The sequence below is a fragment of the Renibacterium salmoninarum ATCC 33209 genome, assembly GCF_000018885.1.
Lineage (GTDB): Bacteria > Actinomycetota > Actinomycetes > Actinomycetales > Micrococcaceae > Renibacterium > Renibacterium salmoninarum.
This window is the reverse complement of sequence record NC_010168.1, coordinates 810,955-826,260: the sequence shown is the minus strand read 5'-3', so window position 1 is coordinate 826,260 and position 15,306 is coordinate 810,955. Positions and strand designations below refer to the sequence as shown.

The following is a 15,306-nucleotide window of genomic DNA, read 5'->3' as shown; positions in this document are numbered from 1 at the left end:
CAGGCGCGCCGTCCGCGAGCGAATCGTTGTATTTAGTTGGACTACTTTTTGACCGATTCAAAGAACGCTTTGAAAGTGAATCCCGCCAACAAAGCACCAACAATAGGTGCCACGATGAATACCCAAAGCTGAGACAGTGGCACGCTGCCGCCGAAAATTGCAGTTGCTAGGGAACGAGCCGGATTCACCGAGGTGTTATCCACCGGAATACTGATCAAGTGGATGAGCGTCAACGTCAGTCCGATTGCCAATGGCGCAAACCCGGTTGCGGCACGGGCGCTGGTGACGCCCAGGATGACGTAGACAAAGACCGCCGTCAAAATGACCTCGATCAGGATCACCGAAAGCATCGAGAACCCGTTGGGCGAGCCTTCAGCGAATCCGTTTGAAGCTCCAGCGAAGGAAGACGATTGCAAGCCCTCTTTCGATCCGGCCAGAATCGCGGCCAAAAGAGCCGAGGCAATCACACCGCCAACTAGCTGGGCAACAATGTAGCCCAGCACCTCTTTCCAGGGGAAGCGACCGGATGCGGCCAGGCCCAGGGTCACGGCAGGGTTGAAGTGACCACCAGAAATCGGCCCCACCGCATAGGCTCCCGCCAAAACAGTCAGCCCGAAAGCCAACGCCACACCTAGAAATCCAACGCCAAGCGGATTTCCATCACCGCCAAATTTTGCGGCGAATATTGCGGTACCAGCACCGCCAAAGACCAGGAGAAAGGTGCCGAAAATTTCGGCTCCCCATCGTGCGCTCAAGGTACTGAGAACGGTGGGCCCGGGGCTTGTCACCGCAATTTCAGCTTCTTCATGCTTAGCCATTGAAGTTTCCTTCTGCTAGGGATTGTAAATCCCCCACTTTCGAAGATAGCCGAAAGTTCTAGCGATTCCAGGCAATTAGATCGGAAATGCGCAACAAAAGTAGCCTAGGTCACACCTAGCGTAGAGAATTGTCTAGAATCATCAACAGAGCTCAATGGGGCGCTCAGCCCTTACCCACGACTTACTTGAGGATTGAGCCTGCATGAAGATTGGAATCCTGACCAGCGGTGGCGATTGCCCCGGGCTGAACGCCGTTATCCGCGGCGCGGTGCTCAAAGGCATCAAAGTACACGGCCAGGAGTTCGTTGGATTCCGCGATGGCTGGCGTGGCGTCGTCGAAGGCGACATCATGGAACTACCACGGCAGAGCGTGCGCGGCATTTCGAAACAAGGCGGCACCATTCTTGGCACCTCTAGGACTAATCCGTTCGACGGCGGCGGCCCAGAAGCCGTCAAAACTCATATGCAACGGCTGGGTATCTATGCGATCATCGCGATCGGCGGCGAGGGCACCCTGGCAGCGGCAAAGCGGCTGACCGACGTCGGCCTCAAAATAGTTGGCGTTCCGAAAACTGTTGATAACGACCTTGACGCAACCGACTACACCTTCGGCTTCGATACCGCGGTCCAAATTGCCACCGAGGCGATTGACCGGCTGCGTACCACCGGCGAATCGCACCACCGCTGCATGATTGCTGAGGTCATGGGCCGGCACGTCGGCTGGATTGCCTTACACGCTGGAATGGCTTCCGGCGCGCATGCGATCTTGATTCCTGAGCAAAAGGTCAGCGTCGAGCAGATCTCTGGCTGGGTCACTGAAGCACACGAACGTGGCCGAGCACCCTTGGTGGTGGTTACCGAAGGCTTCGTACCGGATCACTTGGAATCCCCGCATTCAGTGCGTGGGCTGGACACTTTTGGCCGGCCGCGGTTAGGTGGCATTGCCGATCAACTGGCACCGGAGCTAGAAGCCCGCACAGGCATCGAAACTCGGGCCACCATTTTGGGGCACATTCAACGCGGCGGCGTGCCGAGCGCCTTTGACCGCGTGCTGGCCACCCGTTTGGGTATGGCCGCGATCGATTCAGTTGTTGAGGGACGTTGGGACACTATGGTGTCTTTGACTGGAACCGAAATTCAGCACGTTGGCTTTGAGGCGGCGCTTGGCAATCTCAAAACTGTGCCGCAAAGCCGCTACGACGAAGCATCCATTCTTTTCGGCTAGCACCCACATCTACATCTACATCTACATCTCAACGCTGCACCACTTTTGGTCGTTATGGGACGCTCATAACGACCAAAAGTGGTGCAGCGTTGAAGAGCATCGTCAAAGGAAAACATGGCATTCGAAACTGCCTCGGCCGCAATAGTTAAACTGGCTTGGGAAAGACTCTTAGGGTTCGACGACGGCGCATTTCAGCCGGGCGGCAGGCTCACCAAGGTGACCGATTCTGGCACCGGATCCTTTGTCCAACTATTCGACTGTAAGGCCCTGCTTGGACCGCAATGGTTCCTCGACCGAGCAGCAGGGCTCAGCGACGAAGAATTAGTACAACACTCCACGCTGTTGAGTTTGGGTGCAGATCACGGCGCTCGCGGTCTAGGCGCCGCTGAACTGATGTTTGCGGACGACCTGGAGATTATCGATCCCAGCACGGAAACTACCGTCTCTTTGGCAGCGGCGGACAAGGCTTTGCTTTCTACCCTCTGCCCTGTGGACGACGTCAACGAATCTGGAATTGCCGAGACCACGCACCAATTCACGATCGTTTCCGAGCAAGAGGCATTTGCTAGCGCCGGGTACCAGGAATGGCAAGGGCTTTTGGCGCACTTGAGCTTGCTAGTACGGCCAGATATGCGCAGAAATGGATTCGGCCTGACCGTAGCAGGTATTGCAGCCCAGGAGGCCCTCGGCGCCGGACTCATTCCGCAATGGCGAGTCTCGATTTCAAACCAAGCCTCACAGGCATTGGCCACCAAGTTGGGCTTCGTCGCCGCCGGATTGCAAACCTCGGTACTACTTCAGCCCTAACATTCCGCCCCAGCTACAAACGCTGCACCACTTTTGGGCCTTAAAACCCTGTTTTAAGGCCCAAAAGTGGTGCAGCGTTTGGAAAATAGGTTGGTTGGAGATTAGCGAACGGGTTTGAGAAAACTAGTCTGCCTGCCAACAACTTGGCCAGCATCTGTTGCCACCACAATTTCCTGCGCAGCAACATAGGCTTCGCCGTCGTCAAGTACGGTCAACTCGGCGTTGGCATCGGTATTGCGCTTAATAACTGCCAGGCCAATCGGGCCCATCTCGTAATGTTGCGCCACTGAGGTCAGTAGACCCACTTGGCGTTCGCCGTTCTGAATCGCCGAGCCAACCACGGGCAATGTGTGCTGCGACCCGTCGAGCTGCAAAAAGACCAATCGGCGCGGCGGGTGGCCTAGATTGTGCACTCGAGCCACAGTCTCTTGGCCCTTGTAACAACCCTTAGAAAGATGCACCGCAGTGCGCATTAGATCAAGCTCGTGCGGAATGGTTTTCTCATCCGTCTCGGCACCCCACCGCGGCCGCCAGGCAGCAATTCTCAGGGCTTCGGCCGCCAAACTCCCGGCAAGAGGAAGCTCAGCAATCAGTTCGGTCAGCTTCTCGATTGGTACCAAATACTCGAACCATGGCCGATCCACACCTGGGTGACCCTCTTGACTCGAGTAGGCAAAGCCGCCGGGCACAACGCCGGGCCACGGATCTTGCCATACCGGCTGGCCGTCAAGTAGCGCCGCGGTCGAGGCAAGCACGCCCCACTCCTCCGAGACCTCGTTAACCTCCACTCGAAGCATGAACTTCATTGAGTTGAGCCATGCCGCTAGCGGCGAAGCCTCAGCAGCTTCGACCAGCAACCAAGCAGTTTCGCCGTCGTCAAGCACATGAATGTCATACTCAATGCGTCCCTGCACACTCAGCAGCAGTAACTCCGCGGAATCTCCGGCTTTGAGCCTCGACACATCTTGTGAGGACAAGGTGGTCAGCCAGGTCAGCCTGTCCTGTCCGGACACGGTGACTACACCGCGCTGAGATTGATCGACAAGAGCTTTGCCTTCAGCGAGTGCACGTTGTTCGCGGAACGGATCGCCGTAATGCGCGGCTACGCCGGAATCTAGGCCAGCGGCCGCGACAGCACCGGGTCGTGAGAGCACTACGGAACGATAGGTCATAGCGTTGGCAACCAAGAATTTGGCCGCACTATTCCGAAGGTCGCTGTTCGGCTGACTCGGGGGCTGCAGTTTTCTTCAAGATTGCGGAGGCGTGCGCCTCGAGCGAGTTGCCCTCGGCAGCAACATCCCAGCGCCAGAACAGGTCTCCGTTGACTAAACCGAAAATTCTTGTTGCCGCGCTGTAGTCTTTTGCGCCAGCACCGCGCATTACCGCATCGGTGGACAATTCGATCTGCGGACCTTTGATGGTGCCGTAATACAACTCAGATATGCCGCCGGGGTGCACGATAGTCGCGGTGATGTCGAAGCCACTGGTATCGTTGCGCAATTTTTCGACGTCGTCTGCCGTGGTCAGCGCGGGCACGATATCTGCCGGGATTAACCCTGGCCCGCCGTCGGCTTCACCGAGTTTTCGGTCAAGCGCCCAGAAGCCCATTTCCACACTCAACGGGCGTAACTTCATGCCCTCTTCGTCGGTGAGCCAGCTTTCAGCAACGTATTCCAAATACGGTAGCCCGTTGGAGCTAAAGGTCACACGCTGGAAGAAGTGTTCTGATTCTGCTTCTCCGGTGCCTAAGCGCCCCTGCCCCTCCCACTGACCTAGAAGCCAGGAAAGCGGCACCAGCTCCGGAGTCAGGTCCCTAGGGATCTCAACCGGCATGTGGTTACTTCTGGCCTTTGAACAACCGCCAGACAACGAGCCCGGCGAACCAAGCCATCGACAGGCTAGCGATCACCAACAGGACAATGAAGAAAATTTCCAAACCAAGGGTCGACATGGCTTCATCTTATCGTGAGATTTGACCAGCGCTGGCACGTAGCAATTCAGGCCGATAAGAGTTTGTCGATGAAGTAAACCATCGCGCCCAAAGACAGCACCGGGGCTAGTCCCATGGCGATGCTCCCGGCGACGTTTCCTAATGGCGAGGCAATACTCGCCAGTCGTCGGAAGCTCAGTAATACCGCGGCAATAACTAGGCCAATCACCGCGGCAGGCAAAATATGTACATCGGAAAATAACAGCGCGGCTAACGGACCAGCCAGGCCGCCCAGTACCAAGCCAAGTGGCGCAATGATTCGATCCGGCCACCGGATCATACCCAAAAGCAGTACGACGACGGCGCTTAGCCCCGCAATCCAGGTCATCGCGCTTTCGCCGGTAAAGCGATGCGCCGCAATCCAGCCCGCACCAACCGTAACTATCAGTACGCCAGCTACACAGCCGAAAGTGGACTCTAAACGGTGGCTCTGCCCGGTTCCTCGAATGAGTTGAATGACAAACACCGCACCAACGCCCAGCGCTATCACGGCCGGCAACCAGGCCAAATAACCAGGACCCGGTGAGAATCTAGCAATGAACACGGCAAGCGCACCACAAATCGCGATGACCGCGCCGAGTGTCTTTTTTGCCGGAATTGCCAAGTAATGCGGCCAGCCGTAGCCAAAGAGTGCCGAAAAGACAATGCCCACTGTGAGCGCAAGCCCTGAAGGCCCATAAGAGGCAGCAATAATCGCGACCAGGCTCAGCACACCGGTCAGGCCAACACTCCAACTTTTCACATACTCATCCTGCCCTATTCGGCGAAGATCTGCCCTGCCGAATAGGCGCGCGTCTCCAGTCACACAGCAGAAGCGCCCATGAGCTAGCGCTATACTCGTATCCAATACGGAACCGAACCTTGGCGTCTTAAGCCTTGGCCGGAGGCCGAAGACGCCCGAAGATGCGCGCCTGAGCACATTGGAGGAACGAATGTCCCACATCCTAATACTGACCAATAGCATCGGGTCCTCGGTGGACATCTTGCCTGCTTTAGAGCTGCTCAATCATCGAGTACACATCTTGCCGGCCGAGCCGTCAGCGTTACTAGATGCTGAACCGGCAGACATTATCTTGCTAGATGCTCGTAAAGATCTTGTTGGTGCCCGCTCACTCACTCAACTTCTCCGAGCCACCGGCCCCGGCGCTCCCCTGCTGTTAGTGCTGACCGAAGGCGGCATGGCGGTGATTTCTGCCAATTGGGCCGCCGACGACATTGTGCTTGATTCGGCTGGTCCGGCCGAAGTTGAGGCGCGTTTCCGCTTAGCTATTGCTCGGACGCAAGAAGTCACCGAAGATACCAGCAACGAGATTCGGGCTGCCGGCGTAGTCATCGATGAGTCTTCCTACACAGCGCGAGTCAACGGCAATGCCTTGAATCTGACCTATATATAGAGTTTGAACTGCTCAAGTATTTAGCGAAGTACCCGGGGCGGGTCTTCACTAGAGCCCAGTTACTTCATGAAGTTTGGGGCTATGACTACTACGGCGGCACCAGGACCGTAGACGTGCATGTTCGACGACTGCGCGCAAAATTGGGCTCAGATCACGAGAATCTGATCAGCACAGTGCGAAATGTTGGTTACCGATTGACGCTAATGCGCGTGCCAGATGAGGAACTTTCAGAAGCTTAGGCACCCATTGGTGGAGGACATACGGGTCGAACGTATCGCGGCACCCCACTGGCGCATCCCCCTTGCGGTCTTGATGACCGTCCGACAACTATACCTGAATTTCAGCCACGGCTAGGCTCTAGGAATGACGACTGGGCCAGCAACACCTCCGCAAACAAATCACGCTGAAGATCGCACCGAATGGCCGATTCAGGTCTTACGGGCTGCTCCGGAGACTTACCTGCTGCAAGAGATCCTCAAGCTGGCCGAAGTTGCCATCGATACTGACGGACATCCGCCGTTTTCAGACCAGACTTTGATTCAATTACGCAGTGCTAACGCCCCGCTATTGATCCTGCTGAGCTATGTTCCCGCCGCGCCAGAGGTGCCAGCAGCACTCGCCGGCGTCGCCGTGGTGCTGGAACATGATGGGCAGCCGGCGAGCGGAACCTTGGAGCTGGTTGTTCACCCGACGTATCGGAATCAAGGCGTTGGCCAAGTCCTGTTGAAAAGTTTGCAATCAGCACGTGGCTTCGAGTCGCTCAATGCCTGGTCACATGGTAGCCATGCTGCAGCGCAACAACTTGCCGATCAGTTTGGCTTCGAAGCAGTCCGCGCCCTGCGGCGATTGCGACTGGCTCTTGATGCCGGTCATCAGCTGCCCGCCGCTAGTTTGCCTACGAATATTTCATTGCGCAGTTTTGTACCAGATCAAGATGAAGCTGCTTGGTTAGCGGTCAACGCCGCTGCTTTTGCTCATCACCCCGAACAAGGCGAAACATCGCTGGCCGATCTGAAGTCGTTGATGGAGGAACAGTGGTTTGACGCCGCTGGATTCTTGCTTGCCGTTGACGAAACAGACCAAATCATGGGGTTTCACTGGACTAAAATCCATGCTGCGCCGGCCGGTCATCAGGCTATTGGTGAGGTCTACGTCGTCGGCATCGCTCCGGCAGCACAGGGCAAGGGCTTAGGCAAAGCTTTGACTCTTGCTGGAATCGACTACTTACAGAAAAAGGGCTTGAGCTCAATCATGTTGTACGTCGATGCCGACAACACGGCAGCAGTCAGCCTGTACCAAAGCCTCGGATTCGCCCGTTGGGACGCTGACACTATGTATTCCTACCCTTCTGCAACAAATAGCAATAACAAGTTCCAGTAGCTGAACGCATCGAATGAACAACTCCGGCCCGCCGCTTGTAGGCTTGTACTGAGCATCAGGGAAGTAGGGAATCATGCAGGCCGAATCAACGGGAGCAGCAATCACCATTCGTAGCGGATCCGATCGATTCGGTAGTTCAGAGGTGCCCGCAGCGCGCGCCACCCAAGACCGCATCGACATTCCAGAATTCGCACCAAGTCTGATTCCGGACGGCGAAATTAGCGCTGACCGCTTCCTAGACCGCGAGTTGAGCTGGTTGGCATTCAATGCGCGGGTGCTGCAGTTGGCAGAAGACCCGGATCTGCAGCTACTCGAACGAATCAATTTCTTATCCATCTTTGCTTCTAACTTGGATGAGTTTTTCATGGTTCGCGTCGCCGGGCTTAAGCGTCGCATCGCGACCGGCCTTGCAGTGCCTTCGCCTGCTGGCCTCAGCCCGATCGAAGTTTTGGAACAGATCAGCGAAGAAGCTCACCGCTTACAAGCGCGGCATGCGCACATTTTTGCCGATCAGATTCGACCGGCTCTTGCCTACGAACATTTCCATTTAGTTCGTTGGGATGAACTCGACGATGCAGCCAAGACCCGCCTGAGCAGCATGTTTGCGGAAAAGGTCTTTCCTATTCTGACGCCGCTCGCGGTGGACCCAGCGCACCCATTCCCTTACATTTCTGGACTATCGCTGAACCTTGCCGTCGTCGTGCGCAATCCGGTGAGCGATAAGGAACTCTTTGCCAGAGTCAAAGTTCCAGACCAGCTGCCACGGATGGTCGCCGTGGACGGGCCGCGCGCAGGGACTGTACCCGGCCGGGTGGCGCGCTTCATTCCGCTCGAAGAAGTTATTGCGGTCCACTTGGATCAGCTTTTCCCGGGTATGGAAGTTTTGGAACACCACACCTTCCGCGTGACGCGAAACGAAGACCTCGAGGTAGAAGAGGACGACGCCGAGAATCTGCTGCAGGCGCTCGAAAAGGAGCTTTTGCGACGCCGCTTTGGCCCGCCAGTCCGGCTCGAGGTCACGACCGATATCAACCCAAACATCCGCGCACTGTTGGTTCGCGAGCTCGACGTCGAAGAATCGGAAGTTTATGCCGTGCCAGCGCCGCTGGATTTGCGCGGTCTGAGTGTCATCGCCGCCGTCGACCGTGCTGACTTGCACTACCCCAAACAGGTTCCGCACACCTCGCGATACCTCAACGAATCGGAGACATCCAAGGACGCCAACGTCTTTGCCGCGATGCGCCGTCGAGATATCTTGCTACATCATCCCTACGATTCGTTCTCTACCTCAGTGCAAGCATTTTTGGAACAAGCTGCCGCAGACCCTAAGGTCCAGGCGATCAAGCAGACATTGTACCGCACCAGTGGCGATTCGCCGATTGTTGATGCACTAGTCGACGCAGCGGAGGCTGGCAAGCAGGTTCTGGCTCTGGTAGAGATCAAAGCGCGCTTCGACGAGCAAGCTAATATTTCCTGGGCTCGCAAGCTTGAGCAGGCTGGCGTGCATGTGGTTTATGGCATTGTTGGCCTGAAAACACACTGCAAACTTTCGCTCGTTGTCCGGCAAGAGCAAGACGGCCTGCGTCGCTACTGCCACATTGGCACCGGAAATTACCACCCTCGCACTGCGCGTTACTACGAAGATTTGGGCCTGCTTACCGCGGATAACCAAGTGGGTGAGGACCTGACTCGGTTGTTCAACCAGCTTTCCGGCTACGCACCAAAGTCCGCCTTCAAGCGGCTACTGGTGGCACCCCGCTCGGTACGGTCCGGCCTCATTGATCGAATCGAGAAGGAAATAAGCAACGCCCGGGCAGGGCTGCCCGGCAAAGTGCAGATCAAAGTCAACTCCATGGTTGATGAGGCCATCATTGACTCGCTGTACCGGGCTTCGCAGGCAGGCGTCCGCGTTGATGTCATTGTTCGCGGCATCTGCTCGCTGCGGCCAGGCGTTCCTGGTCTCAGCGAAAACATTACGGTGCGCTCGGTATTGGGCCGGTTCCTAGAGCACTCCAGGGTCTTCGCATTCGGAAATGGTGGAAATCCGGTAGTTTTGATCGGCTCCGCTGACATGATGCACCGGAATCTTGATCGTCGAGTTGAGGCCTTAGTTCAGCTGTCCAATCAGGACGACGTGGCGGAGATGGTTTCACTTCTAGACCGTTACGTAGACATTGGCACCTCTAGCTGGCACCTTGATCAGAACGGGATATGGACCAGGCACCATCTCAATGCGGAGGGCGGCACGTTGATTGATGTTCAGTCCTGGCTTTTGGCTAGCCGTTCCCGTCAGCGATCGGCCGTTCGCCGGTAATGGAAGATCCCGCTCTCTCGTCAGCTCCCGCGCAATCGTTTGCGGTATTGGCCGCTGGCACACTGTGTTGGCGAGTCCAAAAGAAACAACTCTGGGTGCTACTGATCCACCGGCCACGATACGACGATTGGTCTTGGCCGAAAGGCAAGCAAGATCCCGGCGAGACACTTCCAGAGACTGCGATTCGCGAAGTCGACGAGGAAATTGGCGTAAAGGTCAGCTTAGGCATTCCGCTGCCGCATACCGATTATCCGGTTTCCTCTGGTCTCAAACTGGTCTATTACTGGGCGTGCGAACTCGTTGATCAAAAACCGGCTCCTGATCGCAAAGAAGTCGACGACGTGCTCTGGTGCACACCTGATCGGGCCCGGCAGTTATTGAGCAACTCGACTGATATCAAGCCGCTAGATGCTTTAGAAGAAGCGCACCGACGTAAAGAATTGCGCACTTGGCCGCTGATTATTTTGCGCCATGCCAAAGCCAAACCGCGCTCGTCCTGGACGCGAGCCGAAGGCGATCGGCCATTGGCGGCAACTGGTCAACGGCAAGCTGCTGCGGTGAAAAGGCTAATGTTTGCTTGGCGTCCGGACCGGATAGTGAGCAGCCCCTGGGTCCGTTGTATTGCGACAATTTCGCCCTATGCCAAGGCGAGCGAAGCTAAGGTCAAGCTGGTCGATGCGTTGACCGAAGCCAACCATCAGCGCAAGCCAGCGAAAACCGCAGCAGTGGTAGACACGCTGTTCGATAAGGAACGAGCGGTACTGCTGTGCACGCATCGGCCCGCACTACCTAGCGTTTTCAAACAGCTGGCGCGGTACATGAGCCCGAAATTGCGAGCACTGTTACCGGTGGACGATCCGTATCTGGCCCCGGGTGAATTGGTCGTTTGCCAAATTGCCGGCAATCGCGTGGTGTCTTTGGAGCAACACAAACCGTTTGAGGACTAAGCCTGAGCTTACCGGGCTTAGTCCGAAGTCGCACTCATGTACGTGCACACCCGTCCACCTCAGCATGTCGGTGGGTAGAAACTTTCCTGCCCAGAAATCTGCACCATTGGACGGGCGTGCACGTCCGGGATGGAGCGGCTGACTGCATTGCAAAATTTTGCTATTCGCTTGACGAAATTCGCTTTGTATCAAATGACTGACACATTGACACAAAGGAGTCTCGATGTTCAACATCAATGGCTTAGAGTTCGGCCTAGTCATTGGAGTTGGCCTGTTGGTCTACGGCGTCGTCCACTGGATTCGCTGGCGGCCAGCTGACACCGATCCGGTAAATGCTGCCCACGGCCACGCGCTTTGGACTGGAGTTCTGGCATACCTTGCAAGCCTGGCCACCGTCAACACTCCTCTTGGCCAGATCGGCTCTTTGGCTGATGGGAACTACCAGCCAAAGGTCTGGGACCCTTCGCGCTACCCCGATCAAACCTGGCACAACTTGTTTGTTGTACTTTTACCAATTGTGCTATCAGTTGGTCTCTACGTGCTAAGCTAATTTACTTTCCCCAAGCCGCAGGGGCAGGTCCGCCAGGCCGATCTCAGCAGACGCCGGGTTCACAATTTCCTCCCGCGCAGACTAGCGCTCGTGAGCACGGTGATCTGGTGCGGATCTGGCATAGTCATCGCCGGAATCTTCTGGCTGCCCGGCTTCAGTCCGGTGGATCGATCAATTTACCTTGCGAATCCAAGCAACCCGTCAACCTTCTCCAGCTCGTTTGTACCTGGCCGAATCGACGGTTGGGCACTCGCATTTGTTCTCTGGGCAGCTTTGTTGGTCTTGGCCCTGGGCATGATCTTGACCTTGTCCGTGATCTCCCGACGTCGCCCGCTTCAGGGACTTAGTAACAGCAACAACGTCCTGCTGCGCACAATTGCCATGAACCGCGCGTTGCGAATTGGCGCACTCCTAAGCTGCGGAGTGGCATCGTTTGCCGTGCAATTTGCCACTCGGCGATCTGGGCTGGAGACCCCTGGCGGCTCGGACTCCCTCAGTATCTGGTCAGTTCCGCAGGGGATTTACGGAATCGTTGGTCTTTTGATCGTCGTTGTGGTGATCGCGAGTCAACCACCAAAACTTGATCCGCTCAATGGCCGCGATACCGCTGAAGAGATCTTAGATTCCCTGCTACGGCGCCAGCACAAAGCCGAATTCGACGCGATTGAATCTAGTAATGCTGCTCGGATCTGAGTTATTATGGGCGTCAGTTTAAGCGCGCTCTTGGCTCTGAGGACCGTGACTGCAACTGGCAATTACCTCAGCCAGCTTTCAATGTCAGTGGGCTGGCTCTTCCTAGGCTTGGCAGCACAACTCTTCTTACTCATTGGCGACTCCGCCAATGAGTATCTGCGTCGGCGGGGCGGCTGGCTGCCGGCTAAGCAGTGCAATTGGAAGCTTGTTCCTTGGTGGATTTTGCTGGCGCTCGTTATCTCGCTCAGCATCTTTAGTCAGTTGCGGTATCTTCGCCAAAAACAATATGGAATATTTCAATGGTAAAGAACTCCCGTGGCTCGCTGCCGCGCTGGGCGCCTTTGATGCTTTTGCTTATGTGCGCGATAGTCATCACGGTGGCGAGATTGCGGCCAACGACAAGGAATATCTCAGCTTCGCTGGACGATACATGGCGTAAGGTATCGGCGTTTCGGTCCATCCGGCTAACTGCGGCGACACTATGTGCGTCCGCAGCTCAGTTGCTGAGCCTCGCTGAATCAGTTCTTCCAGGTGCAGGGCAGAATTATCCGCTTGGGCTTGCTGCGCTTACGTTGTTGGCGATCTTCCTTGCCATCTTCCCTGGTCCTACTCGACGCGCAGTTTCGCCGGGATCTACTCCCATAACCGTTGAGAACCAGCGAGCGGAAGGATGAGCCCCCGGCTAGCTGTAGATCTGTCCTCCCCCACTCCGCCCTACGAACAAATTAGGTCCCAGATCACCTCGCTCATTGCTTTGGGCGAATTATCTGCCGAGTCGCGCCTGCCAACGGTGCGTGCACTAGCTTCTGACTTGGGCGTGGCCGCAGGAACTGTAGCCCGGGCATATAAGGAGTTAGAATCTCAAGGCCTCATTGAGAGCCGACGACGGTCAGGCACCGTTGTTGCAGCCCAGGTGCCGGCCGCTCAACTCAGCATGCTCAGCTCGGCGCACCGTGATTCCGTGCTGGCGGCTATCGAGCAGCTTATCCTGAGCAGCCAGGCAGCCGGTCTTGGTCAGGAGATCACCGTCGACTTACTGCGCAGCAGATTACAAAAAGGCTAGGTTGAGAGCATGCCAGCACAAATTAGTAGAGCCAACAGACCGGCATGGGCGCTCCTTGCCGTCGCGCTCTTGATCATGATTGTGGCGACCGTGCATGGCGCATTGCGTTACCCGAGCCTGCCAGAACGCTTCGCAGTCCATTGGAACGGCGCTGGTACAGCAAACGGCTTCGCTGACAAGAGCATCGCGTCCGCATTTTCAGCGGTATTCATTGGCTACGGAATCTTGGTGCTATTTACGCTGATCAGTATGGTCATGCCTCGAATTCGCCGGGCGCCCAACCCGGTAACAGATTTCGCACTGGCAGCCACCCAAACCTTTCTTGGCGTGACAGCAATCGGACTTTCTTTGGTTTTCTGGCTAGTCAGCATGCAAATTTGGGCCGGCACCGGCAACACCGTCAATGGCCTCTTGATTCTGCTACTCGTTCTGCTGACCCTGATCATTGCCGTGATCTTCGCAAACCGAAGGCACAAAGCTGAACGGCTAAAACATCCGCAGCCAGATAACGCTGATAAAAACAACTCAGAATCATACGATGACGAGAGATTTTGGGCTGCCGGCTTGATCTACAACAATCCCGCCGACACAAAAGTTTTTGTGCCCAAACGCTCTGGCTTGGGTACAACAGTGAATTGGGCCCGGCCAGGCGGCAAAGCCATTCTGCTCGGTATCTGCGCAATTCCGGTGGTGGTGATCGGGCTTTCAATTTGGGCAAGCACTACCTTAGTGAACCCATATTGTCAGCAGCCGAGGATAGGATCAGAACATGACGGTTCAGACTCCCTACGAAGACTTGCTACGCGACGTACTGGCCAACGGCACCACCAAATCGGACCGTACCGGCACCGGTACTCGCAGTGTATTCGGCCGCCAGATCCGCTTTGATTTGGCCCAGTCATTTCCGCTGATCACCACCAAGCGCGTGCACTTCAAATCGGTGGCCATGGAGCTGCTTTGGTTCCTACGTGGTGATTCCAATGTCCACTGGTTACAGGAAAACGGCGTCAAGATTTGGAACGAATGGGCGGACGACGACGGCGAGCTTGGTCCGGTCTATGGCGTCCAGTGGCGCTCGTGGCCCACACCAGACGGCCAACATATTGACCAGATTGCTAGTCTGATCGAGGCGTTGAAAGCCAATCCGGATTCTCGCCGGCACATAGTCTCGGCCTGGAATGTCGCGGAACTGTCCAAGATGGCTCTTCCACCTTGCCATGCTTTTTTCCAGTTCTACGTTGCGGATGGCAAACTCTCCTGCCAGCTTTACCAGCGCAGCGCTGACATGTTCTTAGGCGTTCCCTTCAACATTGCCTCATATGCGCTCCTCGCCTTGATGGTTGCCCAGCAAGTCGGCCTAGAACCAGGTGAATTCATCTGGACCGGTGGCGATACCCATATTTACGATGACCACCTGGCTCAGGTTGAAGAGCAACTCAGCCGGGAACCATTCCCCTACCCATCGCTCCGGATCAACCGGAAGCCCACGTCAATCTTCGACTACAACTTTGAAGACTTTGAAGTGTTGAACTATCAGCACCACGCCACGATCAAGGCACCGATCGCAGTATGACAATTGGCGTTATCTGGGCGCAAACTCCGAGTGGTGTCATTGGCTCTGATGGCAACATGCCCTGGCGCGTGCCGGAGGACATGACCTATTTTCGTGAGATGACTTCCGGGTATCCGGTCATCATGGGTCGACGGACCTGGCTATCTTTCCCAGCCAAATTCCGTCCGCTCCCGGATCGAACCAATATTGTGCTGACGTCTGACTCTGAGTGGGCAGCAACGCCCGAAGCCGCAGGGTCGCAAGCCGTTTCATCATTGGATGAGGCCCTTGCTTTGGCCCGGGACGCACCGGGTTCGGAGAAGATCTGGGTTATTGGTGGTGGCCAGGTTTACGAACAAACCTTGGAGCTTGCCGAAGTTGCGAGCATCACGATCATTGATTCGCAGGTCGCCGGAGATACTTTCGCTCCGCAGCTTGCTGGCAGCTGGACGCTTGACCGGATGGATCCAGCTTCAGGTTGGCATCAGTCAACAAAAGGTGAACGCTACCGTTTCACGATCTGGCGCCGGCAAAAATCTTAGCTAGCCATGCTGATGTGCCACTTCATCTACT

At 56.0% G+C, this 15,306-nt stretch carries 17 protein-coding genes and 1 pseudogene; 14 read left to right on the top strand and 4 right to left on the bottom strand.

The window, feature by feature from the left end; translation table 11 throughout:
* Positions 1-41: 41 nt before the first annotated feature.
* On the bottom strand, positions 42-818 hold the full coding sequence (aqpZ, locus tag RSAL33209_RS04190) for an aquaporin Z (protein WP_012244410.1): 777 nt from the start codon (positions 816-818) through the stop codon (positions 42-44).
* Between the two features lie 202 nt (positions 819-1,020).
* Here aqpZ and RSAL33209_RS04185 point away from each other — a divergent pair, with 202 nt between their 5' ends.
* Both RSAL33209_RS04185 and RSAL33209_RS04180 read left to right on the top strand, forming a co-directional pair.
* Entirely contained in the window at positions 1,021-2,043 is a 1,023-nt protein-coding gene (locus tag RSAL33209_RS04185; protein WP_012244409.1) for a 6-phosphofructokinase, read from the top strand.
* A 114-nt stretch (positions 2,044-2,157) separates the two neighbouring features.
* Entirely contained in the window at positions 2,158-2,850 is a 693-nt protein-coding gene (locus tag RSAL33209_RS04180; protein ID WP_012244408.1) for a GNAT family N-acetyltransferase, read from the top strand.
* A 101-nt stretch (positions 2,851-2,951) separates the two neighbouring features.
* Here the strand turns inward: RSAL33209_RS04180 and ygfZ are convergent, their stop codons facing one another.
* From ygfZ to RSAL33209_RS04165, 3 genes are all read right to left on the bottom strand, one after another.
* Positions 2,952-4,022 carry a CAF17-like 4Fe-4S cluster assembly/insertion protein YgfZ gene (ygfZ, locus tag RSAL33209_RS04175; RefSeq protein WP_041684428.1) on the bottom strand — a complete coding sequence of 357 codons (1,071 nt, stop codon included), beginning with the start codon at positions 4,020-4,022 and terminating at the stop codon, positions 2,952-2,954.
* Positions 4,023-4,050: 28 nt separating this feature from the next.
* Positions 4,051-4,683 (bottom strand): heme-binding beta-barrel domain-containing protein, encoded by a 633-nt coding sequence (locus RSAL33209_RS04170; protein ID WP_041684426.1) that lies wholly within the window; start codon positions 4,681-4,683, stop codon positions 4,051-4,053.
* 164 nt (positions 4,684-4,847) lie between these two features.
* Complete coding sequence (locus RSAL33209_RS04165) at positions 4,848-5,582, bottom strand: permease (protein ID WP_041684423.1); 735 nt, start codon at positions 5,580-5,582, stop codon at positions 4,848-4,850.
* Positions 5,583-5,772: 190 nt separating this feature from the next.
* Here RSAL33209_RS04165 and RSAL33209_RS04160 point away from each other — a divergent pair.
* From RSAL33209_RS04160 to RSAL33209_RS04115, 12 genes and pseudogenes are all read left to right on the top strand, one after another.
* A pseudogene (locus RSAL33209_RS04160) lies at positions 5,773-6,473 on the top strand (winged helix-turn-helix transcriptional regulator).
* A gap of 124 nt (positions 6,474-6,597) precedes the next feature.
* Positions 6,598-7,614: a mycothiol synthase gene (gene mshD / locus RSAL33209_RS04155; protein ID WP_012244402.1), complete on the top strand. Its 1,017-nt coding sequence runs from the start codon at positions 6,598-6,600 to the stop codon at positions 7,612-7,614.
* A gap of 73 nt (positions 7,615-7,687) precedes the next feature.
* Positions 7,688-9,928, top strand: a complete 2,241-nt coding sequence (locus RSAL33209_RS04150; protein WP_012244401.1) for an RNA degradosome polyphosphate kinase — start codon at positions 7,688-7,690, stop codon at positions 9,926-9,928.
* Positions 9,928-10,875: an NUDIX hydrolase gene (locus RSAL33209_RS04145; RefSeq protein ID WP_012244400.1), complete on the top strand. Its 948-nt coding sequence runs from the start codon at positions 9,928-9,930 to the stop codon at positions 10,873-10,875. Before RSAL33209_RS04150 ends, RSAL33209_RS04145 begins: the two co-directional genes overlap by 1 nt.
* A gap of 223 nt (positions 10,876-11,098) precedes the next feature.
* Positions 11,099-11,425: a hypothetical protein gene (locus tag RSAL33209_RS04140; protein WP_012244399.1), complete on the top strand. Its 327-nt coding sequence runs from the start codon at positions 11,099-11,101 to the stop codon at positions 11,423-11,425.
* Positions 11,426-11,515: 90 nt separating this feature from the next.
* Complete coding sequence (locus tag RSAL33209_RS04135; protein WP_012244398.1) at positions 11,516-12,118, top strand: hypothetical protein; 603 nt, start codon at positions 11,516-11,518, stop codon at positions 12,116-12,118.
* Positions 12,119-12,124: 6 nt separating this feature from the next.
* The gene (locus tag RSAL33209_RS04130; protein WP_041684421.1) at positions 12,125-12,424 is read left to right on the top strand and encodes a hypothetical protein; all 300 of its coding nucleotides are present in this window, start codon (positions 12,125-12,127) and stop codon (positions 12,422-12,424) included.
* Positions 12,405-12,557, top strand: coding sequence for a hypothetical protein (locus RSAL33209_RS17420; protein WP_155116071.1), 153 nt, complete (start codon positions 12,405-12,407; stop codon positions 12,555-12,557). The genes RSAL33209_RS04130 and RSAL33209_RS17420 overlap by 20 nt, the downstream gene beginning before the upstream one ends.
* Before the next feature lie 231 nt (positions 12,558-12,788).
* A complete protein-coding gene (locus tag RSAL33209_RS04125; RefSeq protein WP_012244396.1) occupies positions 12,789-13,181 on the top strand; it encodes a GntR family transcriptional regulator in 393 nt (130 codons plus the stop codon).
* Positions 13,182-13,190: 9 nt separating this feature from the next.
* Positions 13,191-14,069 (top strand): DUF1648 domain-containing protein, encoded by an 879-nt coding sequence (locus tag RSAL33209_RS16885; RefSeq protein WP_012244395.1) that lies wholly within the window; start codon positions 13,191-13,193, stop codon positions 14,067-14,069.
* Complete coding sequence (locus tag RSAL33209_RS04120; RefSeq protein WP_041684419.1) at positions 13,951-14,754, top strand: thymidylate synthase; 804 nt, start codon at positions 13,951-13,953, stop codon at positions 14,752-14,754. Before RSAL33209_RS16885 ends, RSAL33209_RS04120 begins: the two co-directional genes overlap by 119 nt.
* Positions 14,751-15,275: a dihydrofolate reductase gene (locus tag RSAL33209_RS04115; protein ID WP_012244393.1), complete on the top strand. Its 525-nt coding sequence runs from the start codon at positions 14,751-14,753 to the stop codon at positions 15,273-15,275. The genes RSAL33209_RS04120 and RSAL33209_RS04115 overlap by 4 nt, the downstream gene beginning before the upstream one ends.
* The last annotated feature ends 31 nt before the right edge of the window (positions 15,276-15,306 follow it).

Excerpts from the sequence above, each read along its gene's own strand:
- RSAL33209_RS04130 (WP_041684421.1), top strand. The coding sequence starts at position 12,125 with ATGGGCGTCAGTTTAAGCGCGCTCTTGGCTCTGAGGACCGTGACTGCA.
- RSAL33209_RS16885 (WP_012244395.1), top strand. The coding sequence starts at position 13,191 with ATGCCAGCACAAATTAGTAGAGCCAACAGACCGGCATGGGCGCTCCTT.
- RSAL33209_RS04180 (WP_012244408.1), top strand. The coding sequence starts at position 2,158 with ATGGCATTCGAAACTGCCTCGGCCGCAATAGTTAAACTGGCTTGGGAA.
- RSAL33209_RS04150 (WP_012244401.1), top strand. The coding sequence starts at position 7,688 with ATGCAGGCCGAATCAACGGGAGCAGCAATCACCATTCGTAGCGGATCC.
- RSAL33209_RS04145 (WP_012244400.1), top strand. The coding sequence starts at position 9,928 with ATGGAAGATCCCGCTCTCTCGTCAGCTCCCGCGCAATCGTTTGCGGTA.
- RSAL33209_RS04185 (WP_012244409.1), top strand. The coding sequence starts at position 1,021 with ATGAAGATTGGAATCCTGACCAGCGGTGGCGATTGCCCCGGGCTGAAC.
- RSAL33209_RS04125 (WP_012244396.1), top strand. The coding sequence starts at position 12,789 with ATGAGCCCCCGGCTAGCTGTAGATCTGTCCTCCCCCACTCCGCCCTAC.
- RSAL33209_RS04120 (WP_041684419.1), top strand. The coding sequence starts at position 13,951 with ATGACGGTTCAGACTCCCTACGAAGACTTGCTACGCGACGTACTGGCC.
- ygfZ (WP_041684428.1), bottom strand. The coding sequence starts at position 4,022 with ATGACCTATCGTTCCGTAGTGCTCTCACGACCCGGTGCTGTCGCGGCC.
- RSAL33209_RS04170 (WP_041684426.1), bottom strand. The coding sequence starts at position 4,683 with ATGCCGGTTGAGATCCCTAGGGACCTGACTCCGGAGCTGGTGCCGCTT.
- RSAL33209_RS17420 (WP_155116071.1), top strand. The coding sequence starts at position 12,405 with ATGGAATATTTCAATGGTAAAGAACTCCCGTGGCTCGCTGCCGCGCTG.
- aqpZ (WP_012244410.1), bottom strand. The coding sequence starts at position 818 with ATGGCTAAGCATGAAGAAGCTGAAATTGCGGTGACAAGCCCCGGGCCC.
- mshD (WP_012244402.1), top strand. The coding sequence starts at position 6,598 with ATGACGACTGGGCCAGCAACACCTCCGCAAACAAATCACGCTGAAGAT.
- RSAL33209_RS04140 (WP_012244399.1), top strand. The coding sequence starts at position 11,099 with ATGTTCAACATCAATGGCTTAGAGTTCGGCCTAGTCATTGGAGTTGGC.
- RSAL33209_RS04115 (WP_012244393.1), top strand. The coding sequence starts at position 14,751 with ATGACAATTGGCGTTATCTGGGCGCAAACTCCGAGTGGTGTCATTGGC.